This window comes from Mycolicibacterium insubricum, from assembly GCF_010731615.1.
Taxonomy (GTDB): Bacteria; Actinomycetota; Actinomycetes; order Mycobacteriales; family Mycobacteriaceae; genus Mycobacterium; species Mycobacterium insubricum.
In genome coordinates this window covers 4,120,675-4,142,920 of the sequence record NZ_AP022618.1, presented here as the reverse complement: position 1 = coordinate 4,142,920, position 22,246 = coordinate 4,120,675, and the positions used below count along the sequence as shown (strand labels likewise).

Below are 22,246 nucleotides of genomic sequence, written 5' to 3'. Positions count from 1 at the left end.
ACACCGCGCGCTATGCCTCGAACCGGTAGCCCATGCCGGTCTCGGTCAGCAGGTGCCGCGGGTGTGCGGGATCGTCTTCGAGCTTTCGCCGCAACTGGGCCAGATAGACCCGCAGGTAGTGGGTTTCCTTCGCATAGCCCGGGCCCCACACCTCGCGCAGCAGTTCCTCGCGGCCGACGAGTTTGCCGCGGTTGCGCACCAGCATCTCCAGCATGCCCCACTCGGTGGGTGTCAGGTGCACCTCGACGCCGGCGCGGGTGACCTTCTTGGCGGCCAGGTCGACGGTGAACGATGCGGTCGTCACCACCGGCTCGTCGAGACTCGCCGGCACCGCGGCCCGTCGTACCGCGGCCCGCAGCCGGGCCAGGAACTCGTCAATACCAAAAGGTTTCGTCACATAGTCGTCGGCTCCGGCGTCGAGCGCCTCCACCTTGTCAGCCGAGTCGGTGCGCGCCGACAGCACGATCACCGGAACGCTGAGCCAGCCGCGCAGCCCCTCGAGCACCGCGATCCCGGACATGTCCGGCAGGCCCAGGTCCAGGATCACCACATCGGGCGGGTGCTCGGCGGCCGCCCGCAGGGCATCCGCCCCGGTGGCGGCGGTCAGCACGTCGTAGCCGCGGACCGACAGATTGATCCGCAGGGCGCGCAAGATCTGCGGCTCGTCGTCGATCACCAGCACCCGGGTCTTAGTCATCGGTGCGCCCCGGGGCGGCCAGTTCGATCCCGACGGTCAGCCCGCCGCCGGGGGTGTCGTCGATGGTGACCGTGCCGCCCATCGCTTCCACGAACCCGCGGGCCACCGAAAGTCCCAGCCCGACACCGGTTCCGGTGTTCCGGTCGTCGAGCCGTTGGAACGGCGCGAAGATCCGGTCCTGGTCCGCGCGGGCGATGCCCGGCCCCTCGTCGGCCACCGCGATCAGCACCCGGTCACCGACCCGCCCGGCCGTCACCCGCACCGGCCCATCCGGTGCGTACCGCAGGGCGTTGTCGATCAGGTTGGCCAGCACCCGCTCTAACAGACCGCCGTCGGCCAGCGCCACCGTCGCACCGACGTCGACGCTGACCCGGTCCAGCCCGCCGCGGCGGTATCCGGTGGCGCCGCGGCTGATTCCGATGAGCGCACGCTGCACGGTCTCCTCCAGATAGACCCGGTGCAGCTGCGGGCGGACCGCGCCGGCGGCCAGCCGCGAGGAGTCCAACAGGTTCCCGACGAGCGAGGTGAGCTGGTCGACGGATTCCTCGATGGTGGCCAGCAGTTCGGCGGTGTCTTCGGGGGAGAAGCCGACGTCGCCGCCGCGCAGGCTCGATACGGCGGCCTTGGCCGCGGCCAGCGGTGTGCGCAGGTCGTGCCCGACGGCCGAGAGCAGGGATCGGCGCAGCTCGTCGGCCTCGGCGATCGCCCGGGCCTGCGCGGCGCCCTCGACCAGTTCCCGGCGCTGCACCAGCCCGGCGGCCTGGCGGGCCACCGCGCCCAGCACCCGGCGGTCCCGCGCCGCCGTCGTGCGCCCGGCCAGCAGCAGCCAGAATTCGTCCTCGCCCACCTCGATGGCGGTGTCGGCGTCATCGGCGCGGGTGCACGGGTCGGTACCCACGACGGCGACCGGAGTGGCGCCGGCGGGACCGCCGCGCAGCAGGCTGACCGCCCGTTGCCCGTAAACCTCGCGAACCCGTTCCAGCAGAGCGGGTAGATCCGCCCCGCGCAGCACCGAACCGGCGAACAGGGCCAGCAGTTCGGCTTCCCGCGCGGCGCGGCGGGCCTCCCGGGTGCGCTTGGCGGCGTCGTCGACCAACGCGGCGACCGCGACGGCCACCGCCAGCAGCACCACGATGGTGACCGCGGTGTCCGGCTCGGCGATGGTGAAGGTGTGCCGCGGTTCGACCAGGAAGTAGTTCAGCAGCACACCGGAGAGCACCGCGGACACTGCCGCGGGCGCCACCCCGCCGAGCAGCGCGACGGTCAGCACCCCTATGAAGAACAGCGCGCTCTCGCCGCCGATGCCCAGCGTGCGGTCCAGGGCCAGCAGGATGATCAGGCAGATCGTCGGTGGCACCACCGCCGCGGCCAGCCAGGACAGTGCGTGGCGCTGCCACGGCCGGACGTTCGCCCAGCCCGGCCGCCGTGACTCCTCGGGGTGGGTGACCATGTGCACGTCGATCTTGCCGGAGTCGTGGACGACGGCCGCGCCGATGCCCTCGTCGAGGATCCGGGCCCAGCGGGACCGCCGCGAGGTGCCCAGCACCAGCTGGGTGGCGTTGCGTTCGCGGGCGAAATCCAGCAGCGCGGTGGGCACGTCGTCGCCGACGACGGTGTGCACGGTGGCACCCAGGCTGGTGGCCAACTCGCGGACCCGGCCCATCTGCGGTGCGCTGATCCCGGTCAGGCCGTCGCCGCGGACCACGTGCACCACCATCAGCTCCGCGCTGGCCTTCGACGCGATCCTCGAAGCCCGGCGCACCAGGGTCTCGGATTCCGGGCCGCCGGTGACCGCCACCACGACCCGTTCCCGGGCCTCCCAGGTGTCGTTGATCTTGTGCTCGGAACGGTATTTGGCGAGTGCGGCGTCGACCTGATCGGCCAGCCACAGCAGGGCGAGTTCACGCAGCGCGGTGAGGTTGCCGGGCCGAAAGTAGTTGCCCAGCGCCGCGTCGATGCGTTCGGGCGCGTAGACGTTGCCGTGGGAAAGCCTGCGGCGCAACGCCTCCGGCGTGATGTCCACCAACTCGATCTGGTCGGCGGCGCGCACCACCTCGTCGGGCACCTTCTCCCGCTGCTCGATGCCGGTGATCTGGGAGACGACGTCGTTGAGGCTTTCCAGGTGCTGCACGTTGACCGTGGTGATGACGGTGATCCCGGCGGCGAGCAGTTGCTCCACGTCCTGCCAGCGTTTCGGGTTGGTGCTGCCCGGGGTGTTGGTGTGCGCGAGTTCGTCGACCAGCACCACCTCCGGGCGTCGGGCCAGCACGGCGGGCACGTCGAGTTCGGGGTAGCGCGATCCGCGGTACTCGACGTAGTGCGGGGGAACAATCTCGATGCCCTCGAGCAGTTCGGCGGTCCTGGGCCTGCCGTGGGTTTCGACGACAGCGGCCACCAGGTCGGCGCCCCGATCGAGTCGGCGGTGCGCCTCGGCGAGCATGGCGTAGGTCTTCCCGACGCCGGGGGCGGCGCCGAGATAGATCCGCAGTTCACCGCGCCGGCGCCGGTTTTCGGCCCGGCCCCGGGAATCGCCGGGCATCACGCTGCCATCATGCACCCGGCACCGGATAGTTGGCATCCAGGTCGAGGTTGAGCTCGAGCACATTGACCCGCGGTTGTCCGAACACCCGCAGATCGGGTCCTTCGGTGTGCCGGCGGACCAGGGCCGCGATGTCCTCGGTCCCGACGTTGCGGGCGGCCGCGACCCGGCTGACCTGCAGTTGCGCGTACGCCGGGGAAATGTCGGGATCGAGGCCGCTGGCCGAGGCGGTCACGGCATCGGCGGGCACCGCCGGGTTCTGCGGGGCGTCGCCGCGGATCGTCACGAGCAGGCCGGAGCGGTATTCGTCGCCGGCCGATGCGCATTCCACCCGCACACCGCGGTATTCGGCCAGAAACGGGGCGGCGGGGCAGGGCTCGTTGACGCTGATCACCCGGGTCGGACGGGTCACCTCGCCGCGGGCGTCGCGCGGGCCGATCACCGACAGCACCGCGCCGACGCCACCCGGTGTGCAGAACGGCCGGGTGCCGTCGATCGAATCGAAGCCGCCGACGGTGCGGCTGCGGTCGCAGACCTCGGTGAGCAGGCTCGGGCGGCTCGGGGTGTCGACGATGCTTTCCGGGCCGAGGTTGCTCGCGCCGCTGGACATCGCGTCGTAGCCGCTTCCCGCCGCTGACGGCCGGCCCTGGAAGTAGCGGGCCAACGGCACACCCCGGCCGTCGGTGAAGGACTGACCGATCAGGCTGCTGCCCACCGGTTTTCCACCGGCGGTGACGATCGATCCCTCGGCCTTGGCTCGCAGACCCGGCAGCTGCGCGATCAGCCAGATCAGCAGGGGATAGACCAGACCCAGCACGACGGTGAGGACCACCAGCGCGCGCAGCGCCGCCCAGTGCAGACGAATCAGGTTGACGACGGACATCTCACATCCCCGGGATCAGTTGGACGACGAGATCGATGAGCTTGATCCCCAGGAACGGGGCCGCGATGCCGCCGGCGCCGTATCGATACAGGTTGCGGCTCAGCAGTTTCGACGCGCTCGACGGGGTGTAGCGCACCCCGCGCAGGGCCAGCGGGATCAGCGCGACGATGACGATCGCGTTGAACACGACCGCGGACAGGATCGCCGACTGCGGGCTGTGCAGCCGCATCACGTTCAGCACGTCCAGGCCGGGGAACAACGCGACGAACAGCGCCGGGATGATGGCGAAATACTTGGCCACGTCGTTGGCGATGGAGAACGTGGTCAGCGCGCCGCGGGTGATCAGCAGCTGCTTGCCGATCTCGACGATCTCGATGAGCTTGGTCGGGTCGGAGTCGAGATCGACCATGTTCCCGGCTTCCTTGGCCGCCGAGGTCCCGGAGTTCATCGCGACGCCGACGTCGGCCTGGGCCAGGGCGGGAGCGTCGTTGGTGCCGTCGCCGGTCATCGCCACCAGCCGCCCGCCCGCCTGCTCGCGTTTGATCAGCGTCATCTTGTCTTCCGGGGTGGCCTCGGCGAGGAAGTCGTCGACGCCGGCCTCGTCGGCGATCGCCCTGGCGGTCAGCGGGTTGTCGCCGGTGATCATCACCGTGCGGATACCCATCCGGCGCATCTCGTCGAACCGGGCCCGCATGCCCGCCTTGACGACATCCTTGAGATGGATGACACCGAGCACCGCGGTGGCCCCGGCCCGGCTGCGCCCGACCACCAGCGGAGTGCCGCCGGCAGCGGCGATCCCGTCGACGATGGCACCGAGTTCGGTTGGCACCGTGCCGCCTTCGGTGCGCACCCAGTCGGCGACCGCACTGGCCGCGCCCTTGCGCAACCGGGTGCCGTCGTCCAGATCCACCCCGGACATCCGAGTCGTCGCGCTGAACTGCAGCCAGTGCGCGCCGGTCAACTCGCCCGGGGTGCGGGCCCGCAGGCCGTGGGCGGTCTTGGCGTACACCACGATCGAACGTCCCTCGGGGGTCTCGTCGGCCAGGCTGGCCAGTTGCGCGGCGTCGGCGAGGTCGTCTGCGGTGACCCCGGGCAGCGGGTCGAAGGCTGCGGCCTGGCGGTTGCCCAGGGTGATGGTGCCGGTCTTGTCCAGCAGCAGGGTGTTGACGTCACCGGCCGCCTCCACCGCGCGCCCGGACATCGCCAGCACGTTGCGCTGCACCAACCGGTCCATCCCGGCGATGCCGATCGCCGAGAGCAGGGCGCCGATGGTGGTGGGGATCAGGCAGATCAGCAGGGCCACCAGCACGATGCCGGTGACGCCCTGGCCGGTCAGCGCGGCGCTGTCGGCGACGCCGGGGTTGTTCGCCTTGGCGTAGACGGCCGCGGGCTGCAGGGTGGCGACGGCGAACACGAAGATGATGGTGAGCGCGGCCAGCAGGATGTTCAGCGCGATCTCGTTGGGGGTCTTCTGCCGGTTGGCGCCCTCGACCAGCGCGATCATCCGGTCGACGAAACTCTCACCGGGCCGTTGGGTGATCCGCACGACGATCCGGTCCGACAGCACGGTGGTGCCGCCGGTGACGGCCGACCGGTCGCCGCCGGATTCCCGGATCACCGGGGCCGACTCACCGGTGATGGCCGATTCATCCACCGACGCAATGCCTTCCACCACGTCACCGTCGCCGGGAATGACCCCGCCGGCCTCGACGACCACGATGTCGCCGCGACGCAGCAGTGCGGCGGCGACCTCCTCCTCGCTGCCTTCGGTCCCGGGCGCCCAGCCGGACAGTCGCCGCGCCGGGGTGGCGGTCTTGGTTTTGCGCAGCGTTTCGGCCTGGGCCTTGCCGCGGCCCTCGGCCACGCCTTCGGCCAGGTTGGCGAAGACCACGGTCAGCCACAGCCAGACAACGATCAGCCAGGCGAACCAGGACGGCGTCGCCACCGCCAGCACCGTCGACCAGGCCGCGCCGATCTCCACGACGAACATCACCGGGTTGTGCCACAGCGTGCGTGGGTCCAGCTTGCGCAGCGCGTCCGGCAGTGCGGCCCACAGCATCCGGGGTTCCAGCAGACCGCCGCGGACGGCGCCCGATGTGGGGTGGGTGAGTGTGGCGCCGTTCACAGGTGGATTCCTTCGGCGAGCGGCCCGAGCGCGAGCAGGGGCAGGAACGTCAGGGTGACGAGCAGCAGCGTCACCCCGGTGACCATGCCGACGAACTGCGGCCGGTGGGTGGGCAGGGTGCCGATCGACTCCGGGGTGCGGCCCTGGCCGGCCAGGGACCCGGCGAGAGCCAGGACGAAAACGATGGGCAGGAATCGGCCGAACAGCATGGCCAGCCCCAGCGCGGTGTTGTACCAGGTGGTGTTGGCTGACAGCCCGGCGAACGCCGAGCCGTTGTTGGCCGCCGCCGAGGTGAACGCGTAGAGCACCTCGGACAGACCGTGCGGACCGGAGTTCAGCATCGCGGACTGTGGGCCGGGGAGGGCCAGGGCGAGCGCGGTGCCGGTCAGTGCGATCAGCGGAGTGATCAGGAAATAGGTTGCGGCGAGCTTGATCTCGCGCGGGGTGATCTTCTTGCCGAGGTACTCCGGGGTGCGGCCGACCATCAGTCCGGCGATGAACACGGTGATGATCGCGATGATCAGCATGCCGTAGAGACCGGAACCGGCGCCGCCGGGCGCGATCTCACCGAGCTGCATGTTGAACAGCGTCATCAGACCGCCGAGGCTGGTGAACGAATCGTGGGCGGCGTCGGTCGCGCCGGTGGAGGTCAACGTGGTCGCGGTGGCGAACACTGTGGAATCCCCGACGCCGAAACGCTGTTCGACGCCTTCGGTCGCCGCGCCGACCGCGGCCGGGACGGCGCCGTGGTGGGCGGACTGGAATGCCAGGGTCAGCGCCACGGAGGCCAGCGCGAGAACCGTCATGACGGCGGCGATCGCCAGGCCCTGGCGCCGGCCGCGCACGTCGTCGCCGAGGAGACGGCCGAATGTGCGGGGCAGGCTGAAGGCGATCACCAGCAGCAGCAGCGTTTCCACCCAGTTCGTCCACCCGGTGGGATTCTCGAACGGGTGCGCGGAATTGGCGTTGAAGAACCCGCCACCGTTGGTGCCGAGCAGCTTGACGGCCTCCTGCGAGGCGACCGGTCCGCCGGGCAGCGTCTGGGTGGCGCCGGTGACCGTGGTGACGACTTGGTCGTGCAGGTGGAAGTTCTGGATGACGCCGCCGGCGACGAGCAGCAGTGCGGACAGGACCGCCAGCGGCAGCAGGATCCGCAGGCTGCCGCGGACCAGGTCCACCCAGAAGTTCCCGAGCTCGCTGGTGTCCCGGCGGGCCAGGCCGCGGACGAAGGCGATGGCCACCGCCATCCCGACGGCGGCGGACACGAAGTTCTGTACCCCCAGCCCCGCCATCTGCACCAGGTGGCCCTGCGTGGTTTCCCCGGCGTAGGCCTGCCAGTTGGTGTTGGTGACGAAGCTGACCGCGGTGTTCCAGGCCAGCGCCGGCGTCATCGGGGTGGCCGGGTCGTGCAGGTGCAGTGGCAGCCGGCCCTGGACGAGTTGCAGGCCGAACAGGAACACGATGCCGACCGCGGAGAAGGCGAGCACGCTGCGGGTGTAGCCGCCCCAGGTCTGCTCGGCTGCCGGGTCGGCGCCGATGGCTCGGTAGATGAGGCGTTCGGCGCGCGAGTGCTTGGCGCTGCTGTAGACGCGGTACATGTAGTCACCGAGCGGCACGTGCACCGCGGCCAGCGCCCCGATGAGCAGCACCAGGAATGCGACCCCGGTGTTCATCTAGAACCGTTCCGGGAACAGCAGGGCGGCGAACATGAATGCCGCGATGCCGACCGCCAGCACCAGGCCGACGATGTTGCTCACAGTTGCTCGACCCACCTCTGCACCAGGCCGATCGCGGTGAACGCCGCGACGGTCAGTGCGACGAATACGACGACGGACATGTCCGCTCCGTTGCTTCTGTTATCGCGGGCCGGGTTGGCCCGCATCACGAAGCTAGGTCCGGGAGGGTGGGTGTGGCCGCGTCGTTTACGGTTTCCTGACGCCCGGGCGGCCGATCTTGACGGTCTCATGACGGGGTGGCTGTGTCCCCGTCGCGCCCGGACGGGATGATGGTCGAGCCATTGACGGTGGCCCCCATAGCCCAATTGGCAGAGGCAGCGGACTTAAAATCCGCCCAGTGTCGGTTCGAGTCCGACTGGGGGCACCGGCTCCTCGTTGGTCGACACCGACCTTCCTGATAGCGGGCCCACCCGCAGGTCCGGGCTAAGGTCGGTGCATGAATACACGTGGAAGGGGGGCCGGCGTTTTGCTCGCGGCCGCGACGCTGCTTGCCGGTTGTTCGGGTTCGGGTTCGGATTCAAGTCCGGCGGCGGACGGCGGACGTTCCGATACGGTGCGTGGATGGGCACCGCCGCAGCCGGCCGCTGCGGCCAAGCCGCTCCCGGCCGTGCCGATCGTGGACTCGGCCAGCCAGTACGCCATCGACGGTGAGCCGGGTGCATTCCAGTTCTCCGCCAGCGAGATCGAGGGCACCAACAGCTGCAATGTCCATCCGGCCACCGGCGACCTGCCGGTCACCCTCACCTGCAGCGCCAACTTCAACGACGAGAACCTGCCTGTCATCACGTGGCGCGGTGACATCGGCCCGGCGGCGGGTCTTGCACTCACGGCCGACGGCGTCACCGCCATCCCGGCGAGTGCGTTCGTTTCCGACACCCGTGTCGTGCCGCCTGGCCGAAGCCTCTATTTCGAGCCCGGGCACACCGTCGATTTCGGCAACGGCATCACCTGCACCGCCCTCGTCACGTGGGGACTGGACTGCAGCACCTCTGGCGCCGGATTCCAGAAGGTCGACGGGGGGCAAGCGGTCCTGCGCGGGAACATCATCCCGTCGCAGTATGCGTCGTAGACCGGCGATCAGTCCGGTCGGCGCGTTGACGCCCGTTTACCAGACCCGCACCCAGTCGACCAGCATGTCCGCCGGGTAGCTACCGCCGCTGGGGTCCTCCCCGCCGGAGCCGGCGACGGCCAGGTTGAGCACCACGAACATGGTGTGGCCCGGATCGTTGAACGGCCAGTCGGGCAGCTGGCTGGAGGTGACCTCGAAATACGGCTTGGCGCCGTCGGTGTAGTCCAGCCAGAAGCGGGCGACGTCGCCGTCCCAGTAGGTGCGCCAGGTGTGCCAGGCGTTATCCACGCCGATGTTGTGGGTTTCCCACTCGCCGCCGTTGGCCTTGGCGTGCACGGTGGTGGCAGAGGGCCATTTGCCGTTTCCGTACCACTCGATGACGTCGAGTTCGCCCTCGCCCACGCTGCCCAGCCAGAAGGCCGGCCAGGCGCCCGCGGTCAGGCAGTTGAATTTGATCCGGGCCTCCCAGGTGTGGCCGGCGCCGCCCTCCCAGACGCTGGCCAGCTTGCCGCTGTAGTAGGTGTCGCCGTCCTTGGCGGCACGGATCACCAGGTTCGACTTGCCGTCCAGGAAGACGTTCTTACGGTCGTTGCGGTACTGGCCGATGCGGCCTGGCTGCTCCCAGTAGGTGGGATCCTTGATGGTCTCGCGGGCCTTGGCGACGGTCCACTTCGCGCTGGGCGCCGAACCCGCGGGCCCGTCGAACTCGTCGACGAACACGTAGTTCTGCGGGGCTTGCGGTGCGGGGACTGCGGGGGCTTGCGGCGTGGTCGGAAGGGCACGTCCCTGCGCCATCGGCATGGCGACCGCCGCCACGCCGAGACCCGACAGCATCATCATCTTTCGACGGTCCAAGTTGGCCATGCCTGAGTACCTTAGCCGTTTCGGTACGGACGCCAGGGACCGCGAGAACCCGGAGAACACCTCTGACGGCCGTCCCGGCCGCGAGATTACCGGGTCTGATCAGCAGAAACGCCGAACGGCCACCCGAGTGAAACGGGTGGCCGCCGGGCGGGTGAATCAGCCCTTGTCGAGTAGGCGCTCGACGTTGTTGACCCCGAACGGCGCCAGCTTGGTCTTCTCGTCACTGGCGAGCACGATGAAGCCCGGGCCCTGGTGGTTCTGGGTGATCAGCATCGTCTCGTTGCGCATCCCGACGTCGGCGCCCTGCTTCTTCAGCGGCGCCACGATCTCGTCGTTCAGGGTGGCGAAGAAGTTGTGGTCGAAGTTCTTGGCGTTCCACGCCCGGTATCCCCGCGGGCTCTTCTCCACCTGGCTGTTCTCGGTGTGGCCGCGGACCCCGATGACGGCGGTCTGCCAGCCGTGCTGGTCGCCTGCGACCTTGTGGTCCTTGACGGCCTGGTCGATGTCGGTGCGCGCAGTCGGGTCGAGCAGCGTGACGTGGATGTGCAGCTGGTTCTGGCCCCGATTGTCCTCGGAGTTGATCGCCAGCGCCCAGTCCGGCTTCTGCCCCTGGTTGCCCACCGGCAGTCGCTTGACCTGCTCGTAGGCGTCCTTGAAGTAGTTGGGGGCCTTGGCGTCGGTGAGGTTCTCGCATTCGATGCCGGTTTCGCGCGCCGTCGCGATCACCAGCAGATCGGTGAGCTGGGCCGGCTTATGTCCCTGGCGCACGGCGAACCCGCGGGACTTGTCGTTGCTGGGCCAGACGACCTCGATGTTGCTCCCGGCCTTCTTCGGCGTGGCGTTCTTGACGTCGTCCCAGAGGTTGATGTGCTGGTCGGTGACCTTGCCGCACGGGCCGAACTCGGTGGTTTTGGCGCCGGCAGCCGGTGCGATCGCCAGTCCCATCAGCGGAAGGGCCGCGGCGGTGGCGATGAGGCCGAACCGGCGGGCGGAGCCGAGGCGGGTGGTGGTGGTCATGTGGTGTCCCCCTGTGGGTGTCGGTGTGTTGAAAACACCATCCCGCCTCCCACCCGCGGCGTCTGCCCACCGGACGACCGGTCGACGGGTGGATTTTCGGGTCCACCGATTGGGGGAACAATCGCGGCCCGCGTGCCGGAAATGTCGTCGGCGCAGGTCAGTGCGTCGGGTACGGGCGGTCGCCGACGACGTCCTTCATCACCAGGGTGGAGGTGAACCGCTGCACGCCGGGCAGCGTGGCCAGCACGTCGTCCTGCAGCCGCGTGTAGGCCTCCAGGTCGGTGGTGCGCACCCGCAACAGGAAGTCGGGATCGCCGAAGAGTCGGTACGCCTGCAGGATATTCGGCACCGCCGCGGCGGCCTCCTCGAAGCCGAGCAGAGTCGCGCGGTCCTCCTGCTTCATGGTGACGAACACCAGCGCCTCGAAGTTCAGGCCCAGCGCCCTCGGGTCGATGACGGCCCGGTACCCAACGATCGCGCCGGACGCCTCCAGGTCACGGACGCGGCGGTGGGTGGGTGCGACGGTCAGGCCCACGCGGGAGGCGAGGTCGGTGGTGCTGAGTCGGCCCTGCACCTGTAGCTCCGCAAGAATCTTTCGATCAAGGGTGTCCATCGTCGATATTTTTGCACAAAAGCAGTATTTCAGCGCAAAAGACGCAAGCACTTTTCGCCGAATATTTCCTAAAGTTGCTGGTCATGGAGCTATCACTGGTTGCCGCGTTCGCGGTCGTCGCCCTGGCGCTGGTCGTCGTCCCCGGACCCGATTGGGCCTACATCCTGACCTCGGGGGCCCGCGACCACGTCGTCGTCCCCGCGGTCGGCGGAATCCTGCTCGGCTACGCGGCGGTGACGGCCGTCGTCGTCGCCGGGGTGGGTGCGCTGGTTGCGGCCGCACCGACGGCGATGGTGGTGCTCACCATGGCCGGCGCGGCATACGTGACGTACCTGGGCGTTCAGGTGCTGCGCGCCCCCGAGACGCCCGCCATTGCACCGGGCGGCTATTCGGTCGGCGACGACGCCGTCGCGCACCGGTCGCGGCTGGGCTGTCTGGTCCGCGGCGCGGGCGTCAGCGCGTCGAACCCCAAGGGGCTGCTGGTTTTCCTGGCCATCCTTCCGCAGTTCACCCGGACGTCGGCATCCTGGCCGGTCTGGGTTCAGATGGGCGCTCTGGCAGTGGTTTTCATCGTGCTGTGCGCGCTGGTCTACCTGCCGCTGGGGCACGCGGCACGTTGGCTGCTGGGTGAGCGGCCCGCCGTCGCTCGCAATGTCACCCGACTGTCCGGGGCTGCGATGCTTGTGGTGGGCACAAGCCTGGCCGTCGAGCAGATCGTGCGAAGCCTCGGGGCGTGAGACGCCTACGCGGTTGAGTCGTACTGCATGGCGCCGATGGTATTGCCGGCCGGATCCTGGAAGAAGATCAGGTGCCCGACTCCGCTGATGGTGGACTTCGGCATGAGAATCGTCCCGCCGGCGTCGATCACGGACCGCGCCGTCGCGTCGATATCGTCGACGGCGAAGGTGCATTCGGGTCCCGATGCCAGCCTGCCCGGGATCAACTCGCGGCGTTGCTGCAGCGCGCCGCCGATCCCGGGCTCGTCCTCACTGCCGGTTTGGATCTTGAAGAAGTTCGGCGGACCCCACGGGGTGAAGGTCCAGCCGAAGACGCGTTCGTAGAAGGCGCGTGCAGTAGGTAGATCGTCGGCGTTGAGGGCGAAATGGGAAAGATTCGCGGACATGTCACCCATGTTCCCCGTGCCGGTGGGTGTCCCGCAGAGGTTTCACCTCGGCGCCGGCTGAGCAGGAGGATCCGATCTCAGATCCCGAGGAACGCTGCGATGCGTGCGGCCTCGCGTCGGCCCTGCTCGCGTCCGGCGTGTGCCGAGGGGATGCGGCAGGCTGGATCCAGGGGATTGGGGCCGAAGGCGCTGAGCGCCTCGGGGTCTGCGAACACCGCGATCGTGTTCCCGGGGAAGGCTGCGATCTCGGCGGCGGTGCCGACGGGCCACGGCGACGGAGAATCGGCGGCGGAGGGAACCAGTACGACGGCGCTCGCGCAGTCTTTTGCGGCGCTCGTGTTGACCGAGCTGGCCACCCCGCCGTCCATGTAGCGACGACCGCCGATGGTCACCGGCGTCCACGCGCCGGGAACCGCGCAACTGGCTGCCACGGCGTCGACGAGATCGACGCCGGAATCCCTGTCGAACACCACCAATTCGCCGGAGTCGATGTCGACCGCGGTGACCCGCGTTGTGCGGGCGGGCCAGTGGTGGCTCGGGAGCCGATGCGCGATCACCGCCCGGCGTCGGGCTTCGGACACCGTGGCAGTGGCGGCCGCGATCTGTCCGATGCGCGCGAGCATCTGCGCCTTGGTGGCGCCGGGCATCCGCAGCGCCTGTAGAAACAGTTCACCGATATCGTCGACATTCACCCCGGGGTCGAGTTCCTGTGATGTGCCGTCGGTCTGGCGGGCGAAGAGTTCCGCGGGCGTCAGCCCGCTGCCGAGCTGGGCGGCGACCGTCGATCCGGCCGAGGTACCGACGACGACGTCGGAATCGAGCAGTGCCGCCGCGGCAGCCGGTGCGGCGTCGGCGATTCCGGCTAAGACGCCGGTCTCCCAGGCGATCCCGGCGATCCCGCCGCCGGCCAGCACCAGCGCCCGCCTGCCCTCGGTCATCCGTTCGCCTCCGGTCTGCCGGCTTCAGCGGATGCACCGGTCGCGACAACGATAGCTTTTGCCCGAATCCGGGGCCGAGATCGACGCTGCCCGGCGCAGTTACGCCGGGCAGCGACTCGTCGGGTCGGGTGTTAGCGCCCCAGGGCCGGACCGATGGTGGTGTTCCAGGACTCCTGCATCTCCGACTCGAACAGGCCCCAGGTGTGGGATCCCTCCGGGCGCACGACGTAGGTGATCGGAATGCCCGCGGCCTTCGCGGCGTCGGCGAACTTGCGGGTGCTGTCGGCGACGATGCCCTCGATCAGGCCGCCGGTCAGGTTGTTGGTGCCCGGGGCCAGCCGGTCGACGTCGCCCTGACCGCCGGATGCGGCCGCGGCGTACACGGCCACACCGCGCAGTTTGGCCACGTTCTTCGACGGGTCGTGGGCGATCCACAGCGGCCCGCCGGCCGGGCCCCACATGTTGTCCGCGCTCACACCGCCGCCCATCAGCGTCATGGAGACCTGCGAGGGATCGTCCGACGGCGTCAGCAGACCGCTGTAGGAACCGACGGCCTTGAACACCCCGGGTGCCTGCACGGCGTAGTCCACGGCGGTGCCGCCGGTGCTGGACAGTCCGCCGACGGCGTTGCGCCCGTTGGTCTTGTACTGCGCGTTGATCAGCGGCGGAAGTTCCTGGGTCATGTAGGTCTGGTACTGCTTGCTGGAATCGTTGACCCAGTTGGTGAACCAGCTGAACTGTCCGCCCAGCGGCGAGACGACGTTGACGTTCTTGTTGGCGAAGAAGCCCTGGATGTCGGTCATGCCGAACCAGCTCTTGGTGCCCGGCGCCCAGCTGCCGCCGGGGTCGAGGTTGTCGCCGCCGTCGATGCCGGGCAGCAGATAGAACGTGGGTGCACCGGAGCCGGTCGCCTTGTAGACGTCGTTGACGATCACCTTGTCCATGGCCGGGGAGTACACCGAGACCTTGTCCCAGCGCTCGTTGACCTTCTCGATGTTGGTGATGTGCGCGCCGCCGGGATCAGCCGTCGCGGTGGGCAGGGCCGGGCTTAGAACAATGGACGAAATAGCCAGTAGGCCGGCCGAGATAACGCTGAGAAATCTGGTCACCGACCACATATTGCCAGAGGACGCGGCGATGTTCGGGAAGTGCCCAAGAATTGCACAGATCCGCCCACCAGCTGGGGTGAAAGACCAGTTCGGAGCCGGTGAGCCGCCCCCGGAATATAGCTGCGCATGCAAATAACCGCAGTTATGTGGCGGGCTCGTGAATGGCGCCGTCCACCGATCGGGGGATACCGGATTCATCCGGTTCATCCACCTCCCGCCCGACATACAACGGCCGCGTAAACCCGGATTCTTGATTCATCGCCGGATGCCACGGCCACCGAAACTTCACCGGAAAAGGACCGCAGAGATGAACACCTTCACCCGCCGGATTGCCGCCACCGCCACCCTCGCCGCCGCCCCCGTCCTGATCGCTCTGGGCCTGGCCGCCGGCGCCCACGCGGAATCGGCTCCGGTGCCGGGCCCGAGCAACACCATCTCCGCCCCCGCGGCCTCCGCCGGCCAGGCCCATCCGCGCTCGGCGCAGAGCTGGAACGCCCGACACCGCTACAACTACAACCGGATGCGCTGAGCCGCAGCCGCGCTCGATTCCCCGGACCGCGCCGTAGTCAGTCCGCCGACCGGGGAATCGACACCCGGACCCGGGTCCCCAGCCCGGGGGCCGTCGTCAACTCCAGTTCGCCACCCATCGCCTCGACGCGCGTGATCAACGACGCCAACCCGATCCGCCCCTCCGTGACTCCGGAGGCCAGCACGTCCGGGTCGAACCCGACCCCGTCGTCGGACACCGTGAGCTCGACGGCATCGCCGACCCGGTGCAGTGTCACCCGCGCTGTGCGGGCGTGGGCGTGCTGGACCGCATTGGCCAGCAGTTCTCGTGCCGCGCGGTAGAGCAGGTCCTGGCCGGGTGGTTTGCCGACCTCGTCGAGTTCACCCTCGACGGTGAGCGGCCCGTCCTGCCGGTACGCCCGCAGCAGCTCGGCCACCGCGGGCGTGAGGCCGAGTTCGGACAGCACCGCCGGGTGCAGGGTGCGCAGCGTGGACCGCAACTGCGTTGCGGCGTCGCCGAGAGTGCCGCGCACCGTCTGCAGTGCCGGATCATCGATCCGCTCGGCGAGTTCATCGAGGCGCAGTCGAGCGGCCAGCAGTTCCTGCAGCGGACCGTCGTGCAGGGCGACCGCCACGTCCCGGTTGTTGCGTTCCTCGACGCGCAGCGATTCCGAGACCAGCCGGCGCTGCACGTCGACGAGTGCGCGAACCCGAGCGTCGCGCCGGGATATCACCAGGCTCAGCGCGCTGGTCGCGGCGGCGAACCAGAGCAGGAACGCGAAATGCATGTACACGATGTTGGGCAGCCCGACGGTGTCGTCGCGCTTGGAGTAGACGACCCACACGCCCAGATACGCCAACGCGGTCAGCGCGCCCAACACCGCGGTCAGCCACGGGCGATCCTGGAACGCAACCGAAATGGGCAGCAGGAAGAACACCGGAAGCAACCACGCCGTCGCGCCACCGGAGCTCAGGCACAGTGTCACCACGGCCAGCACATCGACGACCGTCGACGCCCAACCGGCCCACGAGGCGATCGGATCGCGGAACGTCACGGCCAGCCAAACCAGTGAGGTCACCAGGTAACTGACGACGACGGTGTTGTAGACCCCCGGCAGCCAGTGGTCGACATGACCGATATCGACCATCATGATGATCAGCACGATCATGGCGGGCCGCAGCACCGCGGCGGCCCGAACCGGTTGAGCTGTCAGGAAATCGGTGAGTTCGCGAACCGCGGTCATTCCAACAGCCCGCGGCGCATCGCCTCGGCGACCGCGGCGGCGCGATCGCTCACCTCGAGTTTCTCGTAGAGCCGCTGAACGTGGGTCTTGATCGTCGACGGCGCCAGGAACAGCTCGCCGGCAATGGCCGGGATCGACTTGCCCGCGGCGATCATGTCGAGCACCTCGCGCTCGCGGGGACTCAGCACCGGGCCCGACGGTTCCGCACGACGGCGAATCTCACCGGCCAGTCCGGACGCCAGCCCGGGCGCCACCACATCACGACCCCGGGCGCAGTTGAGAACCGCCGCAACGATTTCCCCGCGGGTCGAGTCCTTCGGAAGAAAGCCCGCGGCGCCCTGTTGCAGTGCGTGATAGACGATGGCCGCATCGTCGTGGGCGGAGAGCAGCAGCACGCGGGTCGGCAACTCGTCGCGCAGCACCGCAGCGGCGACCTGGGCTCCGTCGAGTCCGGGCATCCGGTAGTCCAACAGCGCGACGGCCGGGCGGTGTTCGCGGATTGCCGCCAGCGCGGCGGTTCCGTCGTCGGCCTCGGCGACCACCTCGATGCCATCGCTGGAGGCCAGCGCGCGCACCACGCCGTCGCGAAACAGCGGGTGGTCGTCGCCGACGACCACGCGAACCCGACTCTGCGCCATGATCTGAAACCCTCGCATATCGCCGATCGGTGCGGCCGGATTTGCTCAGATGAGCAGGCGGCTGACGCCCTCGGACCGCTCGGAGCGGGTCAGGGCGTTGGGGGTGAGGAAATCCGCCAGCGATTGATGTCCGCCGATCGAATCCGCGGGCTCGGCCGGCTGCGGATTGCGCGACGGCCCCGGCGGTACCGGGCCCAGGCACAATTCGGTGGCGGCCTTCGCCTGGAACATCGCGACAATGGCGTCGTTGTGCCGATCGGTGCCGAAGCGATCGAGTGCGGATGTCAGCTTGGCGTCGATGTAGTCCAGCGTGCGTTCCAGGTTGGCCGTCGCATGTTCCTGGTTCTGGGCCTGCTCCCGCTCGGCCCGGTCGCGGCGGCGGGCGTCGAAGCTGCGCATCCCGAGCGCACCCATCGCGGCGGCCAGGACCGGGACGAACAGGATCGTCGCGGCAATGCCCAGGGTGTCGTCGAAGGAAACCGCGCCGATGATGCTCACGATCAACAGGAACCCCAGCACGAACTGGGCGACCGTCATCGGCGACGCGGCGGCGACCGTGTCGCCGGCCCGGGCCACCAGCGGGGTCAGTTTGGACGACGCGGCGGAGGCCCCCCGGGCCAGCGCCTTGCCGAATTCGGGCCGTGGGGCGCGGAAACGCGGGTGCTTCGCGGCGGGGGAGCTTGTCGGGTGCGGCGGGGCGCCCGTACCCCCGGCGCCGGGGGACGCCGGTTGCGGGGCGTCGGCTCGGGGGCCCGCCGCCTGCCCGCCGGGCCCCGACGCGGACTGCGCCCCGCCGGGCGCCGATGACGCTGTGCCCGGCGGCTGCTCGGTCGACGTCGCCTCGGGCGCGTGCGCAGTCGGGGTGGTCTGGGATTCGCCGGGTTCTTCCGTCGCGGGATCGCCGGGTTGTGCCGCCATGGGGCCCATTGTGCCCCGATTCCTGGCAAATGCCGGTCGCGACGTGCGCGGCGGGTACCGGCGAGCTGTTCGGGACCGGGCAGGCGGCGTTTCGGCGCGGCGGAACCGGCCCGACGGGCCCTCGACACCGCACGATCGGCGCGAAAGCGCCGGACTCGGGCGGGCGAGACCCCCGGATCGGCGGCGCCAGCGAATAACCGCAGGTCACCCGACACGTGTCGAGTCTCCAAAGTTACCGGTGAGTCACTTGGTGCGGGTTCGGGGGCCGATCGGTGGCCGCCGTCAACACTCGCGAGCCGCTGTGATATGACCCTCAGTTTTATCTGGCCGGGAGCCTTGAAAAATGCATTGAGCGGTGCTGACGCCACCTGCCTGAAACCGGTGTCGGAAGAAAAACAGCAGGTAAACGGGGGAAAACTGGCACGTCAACTTCCCTGGCAGGGCGCGGGAGGGAAATTTGTCAGACCCATCTGGAAACATTGGCCACACGGTCACGGCGGACGCAGAAATTGACCGCCGCGAGGTGAAAATCCGCCGGTACAATTGACCAGGATCGCTGCGGAGGGGATGTGCGCGATCGCAACCACAACATCCGATGCGGGTTACCCGCCGGGAAGGTGTCGACCGTGATGGCAAACAAGGCGCGAGCTCTCGATCTGACGGCTGGATCGACGGGCGCACTCGCCGAATCCTCCGTTGCGCCGCTGTCCCGGTGGTCGCCGGTCGCCGCCGACATGACCGCCTCGCGCGCCGATGTGGGCCGCGGCCCCATCGCCGGCATCGCACTCGACGCCAGCGCCGGGCAGCTGTACGTGACCAACCCGGCCGACGGCAGCGTTGCGGTCCTCGACATCGACACCATGGCCGTCACCCAGGTCATCACCGATCTGCCCGAGGCCCACGCCGTGGGCGCGGCCGGCGGCAGCGTCTACGTGTCCATCGTCTCCCTCGACACCGACGCCGTCTCCATCGTCGACACCGCCCTGCAGTCCGGCGAGGAGGCCCTGGCCGACATCTACCCGGTCAAGGAGACCGTCCGGGACCTCGCACTGAGCCCGGAGGGTGAGCGGATCTACCTGGCCAGCGCACACGGCTCCACCTGGCGCCCGCGCGACGCACGCGGGCAGCGACCTGGACCGTCGACATGCATCAGCGGTGCGCGTGGCGGTGCCGCCGACCACGACCTTCAGCGGAAGCCACGGCGCGGTCGTCTACGAGCGTCAGCGCCCTGCCGGTCGGTGAGATCACCGACGAGCTGCTGGCCCAGATGATGTCCGCCGACGTCATCGACGTGCCGATGCGAGGCAGGTGATCGCCACGACACCGCCACCCGCGAGCGGGTGGACCAGTTCCGCGACCCACCAGCCGATGCACTTGGACGGCTGCGATGCCCGCGACACGCCGACCGCACGGTGAGCACCGCCAACGGCGACGGGACCTTCCGCCGGGCCACCTATCGCGAGGTCATCGCGCGCGGCGCCCGACTGGCCCAGGCGCTGCGCCGGCTGGACATCACCGGTGACGAGCGGGTGGCCACCTTCATGTGGAACAACCAGGAGCACCTGGAGGCCTACCTGGCCATTCCGGCCATGGGTGCGGTGCTGCACACGCTCAACATCCGGCTGTTCCCCGAGCAGATCGAGTTCATCGCCTACGAGGCCGAGGACCGCGTGGTCATCGCCGACCTTTCGCTGGCCCCCATCCTGGCCCCGGTGCTGCCCAAGATGGAAACCGTGCACACGGTGATTGCCGTCGGCGACGGTGACCTGGCCCCTTTGGCCGCCTCGGGCAAGACGGTGCTGCGCTACGAGGACCTGCTGGCCGCCGAGGACGGGAACTTCGACTGGCCGGAGGTGGACGAAACCTCGGCCGCCGCAATGTGTTACACCAGCGGCACCACCGGACACCCGAAGGGCGTGGTGTACAGCCACCGCTCCAGCTACCTACACTCGACCGCCGTCTGCTCGGCCAACGGCCTGGGGCTCGGCTACAGCGACAAGGCGCTGCCGATCGTGCCGATGTTCCACGCCAACGCCTGGGGCCTGCCTTACGCAGCGCTGATGGCCGGCGCCGACCTGGTGATGCCCGACCGGTTCCTCGACGGCGCCTCCATGGTCGCCTTGATCACCACCGAACGTCCGACGGTGGCCGGCGCGGTGCCGACGATCTGGAACGACGTCATGCATTACCTGGACGCGAACCCGGGCAAGGACATCTCGTCGCTGCGGATGGTGGCGTGCGGCGGGTCCGCCGTCCCGGTCTCGCTGATGCAGGCCTTCGAGGCGAAGTTCGGTGTGCAGATCCGCCAGCTGTGGGGGATGACCGAAACCTCGCCGATGGCGACGCTGGCCTGGCCGGCACCCGGCACCCCCGACGAACGGTACTGGGAGGTGCGCGGCAGTCAGGGCCGGCCGATGTGCGGCGTGGAGGCGCGCATCGTCGACGACGAGGGCGTCGCGCTGCCCAACGACAACACCGCCGTGGGCGAACTGGAGGTCCGCGGGGCCTGGGTCACCGGCTCCTACTACCGCAACACCGACGAATCCAAGTTCCAGGCCGGCTGGCTGCGCACCGGTGACGTCGGCCGCATCGACCCGCAGGGCTTCGTCACCCTCACCGACCGGGCCAAGGACGTCATCAAGTCCGGCGGTGAGTGGATCTCCTCGGTGGACCTGGAGAACGAGCTGATCGGCCACGAGGCGGTCCGGGAGGCCGCCGTCATCGGTGTCCCCGACGATCGCTGGCAGGAGCGGCCGCTGGCCGTCGTCGTGCTGGCCGGCGGCTCGGAGGCGACGGCCGAAGAACTGCGAACCTTCCTGTCCACCAAGGTTGTTCGCTGGTGGCTGCCGGAACGCTGGACGTTCACCGACGAGATCCCGCGGACCAGCGTCGGCAAGTACGACAAGAAGGAAATCCGGTCCCTCTACGCCGGCGGCCGCTACAGCGTCGTCACGCTGTGAACCCCGGCCCGGCCACGTCGGCCGGGCGGGCACCGTCGGACTCGAGTCATCACAGCAGCTAAGGAGCGCATCAACATGGCCAACAGGGTTTTCGTCATCGGCGTGGGCATGACCAAGTTCGAGAAGCCGGGACGACGGGAGGGCTGGGACTACCCCGACATGGCACGCGAGTCGGGTACCAAGGCCCTCGACGACGCCGGCGTCGACTACAGCCAGATCGAGCAGGGCTACGTCGGATACGTCTACGGCGATTCGACCTGCGGCCAGCGGGCGCTCTATGAACTCGGGATGACCGGTCTGCCGATCGTCAACGTCAACAACAACTGCTCCACCGGTTCGACCGCGCTGTTCCTGGCGGCTCAGGCCATCCGCGGCGGGCTCGCCGACTGCACCCTGGCGCTGGGCTTCGAGAAGATGCAACCCGGCTCGCTGCAGGGCGGCGCCGACGACCGGGAGAACCCGATGGCCCGCCACGTCAAGGCGATGGCCGAGATCGACGAATTCGGATTCCCGGTCGCCCCATGGATGTTCGGTGCGGCCGGTCGGGAACACATGCGCACGTACGGCAGTACCCCGGAGCACTTCGCCAAGATCGGCTACAAGAACCACAAGCACTCGGTGAACAACCCGTACGCCCAGTTCCAGGACGCGTACACCCTCGAGGACATCCTGGCGGCCAAGATGATCTCCGACCCGCTGACCAAGCTGCAGTGCTCACCGACCTCCGACGGGTCCGGAGCGGTGGTCCTGGCCAGCGAGGCGTTCATCGACCAGCACGATCTGGCTCCTCAGGCCGTCGAGATCGTCGGGCAGGCGATGACCACCGACTTCGCCTCCACCTTCGACGGCAGCGCCGCCAGCCTGATCGGCCACGACATGAACGTCCAGGCCGCCCGCAAGGTCTACGAACAATCCGGCCTGGGGCCGCAGGACTTCCAGGTCATCGAACTGCACGACTGCTTCTCGGCCAACGAGCTGCTGCTGTACGAGGCGCTGGGGCTGTGCGAACCCGGCGAGGCGCCGCGGCTGATCGACGACGAAGACACCACCTACGGCGGGCGCTGGGTGGTCAACCCCTCCGGAGGGTTGATCTCCAAGGGACACCCGCTGGGGGCGACGGGCCTGGCCCAGTGCAGTGAGCTGACCTGGCAGCTGCGCGGCACCGCCGCCGAGCGGCAGGTCGACAACGTCACCGCCGCGCTGCAGCACAACATCGGGCTGGGTGGCGCGGCCGTGGTGACCGCCTACCAGCGCGCCGAGCGGTGA

At 69.1% G+C, this 22,246-nt stretch carries 22 protein-coding genes and 1 tRNA gene; 7 read left to right on the top strand and 16 right to left on the bottom strand.

The genetic code is table 11. The features are described from left to right. Positions 1 to 10 precede the first annotated feature (10 nt). The 7 genes from G6N16_RS19420 to G6N16_RS22005 all read right to left on the bottom strand — a co-directional run bounded on the left by G6N16_RS19420 (position 11) and on the right by G6N16_RS22005 (position 8,126). Complete coding sequence (locus G6N16_RS19420) at positions 11 to 697, bottom strand: response regulator (RefSeq protein ID WP_083029348.1); 687 nt, start codon at positions 695 to 697, stop codon at positions 11 to 13. Next, the gene (locus tag G6N16_RS19415; RefSeq protein ID WP_083029347.1) at positions 690 to 3,236 is read right to left on the bottom strand and encodes an ATP-binding protein; all 2,547 of its coding nucleotides are present in this window, start codon (positions 3,234 to 3,236) and stop codon (positions 690 to 692) included. Before G6N16_RS19415 ends, G6N16_RS19420 begins: the two co-directional genes overlap by 8 nt. Before the next feature lie 10 nt (positions 3,237 to 3,246). Continuing rightward, entirely contained in the window at positions 3,247 to 4,119 is an 873-nt protein-coding gene (locus G6N16_RS19410; RefSeq protein WP_083029346.1) for a potassium-transporting ATPase subunit C, read from the bottom strand. 1 nt (position 4,120) lies between these two features. Further along, positions 4,121 to 6,178, bottom strand: coding sequence for a potassium-transporting ATPase subunit KdpB (gene kdpB / locus G6N16_RS19405; RefSeq protein ID WP_083029429.1), 2,058 nt, complete (start codon positions 6,176 to 6,178; stop codon positions 4,121 to 4,123). A 62-nt stretch (positions 6,179 to 6,240) separates the two neighbouring features. Continuing rightward, complete coding sequence (gene kdpA, locus G6N16_RS19400; protein WP_083029345.1) at positions 6,241 to 7,917, bottom strand: potassium-transporting ATPase subunit KdpA; 1,677 nt, start codon at positions 7,915 to 7,917, stop codon at positions 6,241 to 6,243. Next, entirely contained in the window at positions 7,918 to 8,016 is a 99-nt protein-coding gene (kdpF, locus tag G6N16_RS19395; RefSeq protein WP_110810719.1) for a K(+)-transporting ATPase subunit F, read from the bottom strand. Continuing rightward, entirely contained in the window at positions 7,998 to 8,126 is a 129-nt protein-coding gene (locus tag G6N16_RS22005; RefSeq protein ID WP_264027464.1) for a hypothetical protein, read from the bottom strand. Before G6N16_RS22005 ends, kdpF begins: the two co-directional genes overlap by 19 nt. Positions 8,127 to 8,270: 144 nt before the next feature. Between G6N16_RS22005 and G6N16_RS19385 the strand changes: the two genes are divergently transcribed. After that, positions 8,271 to 8,344, top strand: a tRNA-Leu gene (locus tag G6N16_RS19385). Between the two features lie 102 nt (positions 8,345 to 8,446). Continuing rightward, entirely contained in the window at positions 8,447 to 9,049 is a 603-nt protein-coding gene (locus tag G6N16_RS19380; protein WP_133052872.1) for a hypothetical protein, read from the top strand. 36 nt (positions 9,050 to 9,085) lie between these two features. Here G6N16_RS19380 and G6N16_RS19375 read toward each other — a convergent pair whose 3' ends face one another. The 3 genes from G6N16_RS19375 to G6N16_RS19365 all read right to left on the bottom strand — a co-directional run bounded on the left by G6N16_RS19375 (position 9,086) and on the right by G6N16_RS19365 (position 11,543). Continuing rightward, complete coding sequence (locus G6N16_RS19375; protein ID WP_083029343.1) at positions 9,086 to 9,913, bottom strand: glycoside hydrolase family 16 protein; 828 nt, start codon at positions 9,911 to 9,913, stop codon at positions 9,086 to 9,088. A 156-nt stretch (positions 9,914 to 10,069) separates the two neighbouring features. Next, entirely contained in the window at positions 10,070 to 10,930 is an 861-nt protein-coding gene (locus G6N16_RS19370) for a CDP-diacylglycerol diphosphatase (RefSeq protein ID WP_083029342.1), read from the bottom strand. 157 nt (positions 10,931 to 11,087) lie between these two features. Beyond that, positions 11,088 to 11,543: an Lrp/AsnC family transcriptional regulator gene (locus tag G6N16_RS19365; RefSeq protein WP_083029341.1), complete on the bottom strand. Its 456-nt coding sequence runs from the start codon at positions 11,541 to 11,543 to the stop codon at positions 11,088 to 11,090. 83 nt (positions 11,544 to 11,626) lie between these two features. Here G6N16_RS19365 and G6N16_RS19360 point away from each other — a divergent pair, with 83 nt between their 5' ends. Further along, positions 11,627 to 12,280: a LysE family translocator gene (locus G6N16_RS19360; protein ID WP_083029340.1), complete on the top strand. Its 654-nt coding sequence runs from the start codon at positions 11,627 to 11,629 to the stop codon at positions 12,278 to 12,280. 5 nt (positions 12,281 to 12,285) lie between these two features. Here the strand turns inward: G6N16_RS19360 and G6N16_RS19355 are convergent, their stop codons facing one another. The 3 genes from G6N16_RS19355 to G6N16_RS19345 form a co-directional block, all read right to left on the bottom strand. After that, entirely contained in the window at positions 12,286 to 12,666 is a 381-nt protein-coding gene (locus G6N16_RS19355; protein WP_083029428.1) for a VOC family protein, read from the bottom strand. 77 nt (positions 12,667 to 12,743) lie between these two features. Further along, positions 12,744 to 13,604, bottom strand: coding sequence for a patatin-like phospholipase family protein (locus G6N16_RS19350; RefSeq protein ID WP_083029339.1), 861 nt, complete (start codon positions 13,602 to 13,604; stop codon positions 12,744 to 12,746). Between the two features lie 131 nt (positions 13,605 to 13,735). After that, entirely contained in the window at positions 13,736 to 14,713 is a 978-nt protein-coding gene (locus G6N16_RS19345; protein WP_163787930.1) for an alpha/beta hydrolase, read from the bottom strand. Between the two features lie 307 nt (positions 14,714 to 15,020). Between G6N16_RS19345 and G6N16_RS19340 the strand changes: the two genes are divergently transcribed. Beyond that, positions 15,021 to 15,242, top strand: coding sequence for a hypothetical protein (locus G6N16_RS19340; RefSeq protein WP_083029337.1), 222 nt, complete (start codon positions 15,021 to 15,023; stop codon positions 15,240 to 15,242). 37 nt (positions 15,243 to 15,279) lie between these two features. Here G6N16_RS19340 and G6N16_RS19335 read toward each other — a convergent pair whose 3' ends face one another. From G6N16_RS19335 to G6N16_RS19325, 3 genes are read right to left on the bottom strand one after another with little or no spacing between them, the layout of a single operon-like run. Beyond that, positions 15,280 to 16,464: a sensor histidine kinase gene (locus G6N16_RS19335; RefSeq protein WP_083029336.1), complete on the bottom strand. Its 1,185-nt coding sequence runs from the start codon at positions 16,462 to 16,464 to the stop codon at positions 15,280 to 15,282. Then, positions 16,461 to 17,102, bottom strand: coding sequence for a response regulator (locus tag G6N16_RS19330; protein WP_083029335.1), 642 nt, complete (start codon positions 17,100 to 17,102; stop codon positions 16,461 to 16,463). Before G6N16_RS19330 ends, G6N16_RS19335 begins: the two co-directional genes overlap by 4 nt. Before the next feature lie 45 nt (positions 17,103 to 17,147). Further along, positions 17,148 to 18,020 carry a hypothetical protein gene (locus G6N16_RS19325; RefSeq protein ID WP_083029334.1) on the bottom strand — a complete coding sequence of 291 codons (873 nt, stop codon included), beginning with the start codon at positions 18,018 to 18,020 and terminating at the stop codon, positions 17,148 to 17,150. Positions 18,021 to 18,646: 626 nt separating this feature from the next. Between G6N16_RS19325 and G6N16_RS19320 the strand changes: the two genes are divergently transcribed. From G6N16_RS19320 to G6N16_RS19310, 3 genes are all read left to right on the top strand, one after another. Continuing rightward, a complete protein-coding gene (locus G6N16_RS19320) occupies positions 18,647 to 19,291 on the top strand; it encodes a YncE family protein (protein WP_163787929.1) in 645 nt (214 codons plus the stop codon). A gap of 69 nt (positions 19,292 to 19,360) precedes the next feature. Continuing rightward, complete coding sequence (locus G6N16_RS19315) at positions 19,361 to 20,980, top strand: long-chain fatty acid--CoA ligase (protein ID WP_163787928.1); 1,620 nt, start codon at positions 19,361 to 19,363, stop codon at positions 20,978 to 20,980. A 75-nt stretch (positions 20,981 to 21,055) separates the two neighbouring features. Next, positions 21,056 to 22,246 (top strand): lipid-transfer protein, encoded by a 1,191-nt coding sequence (locus tag G6N16_RS19310; RefSeq protein WP_083029331.1) that lies wholly within the window; start codon positions 21,056 to 21,058, stop codon positions 22,244 to 22,246.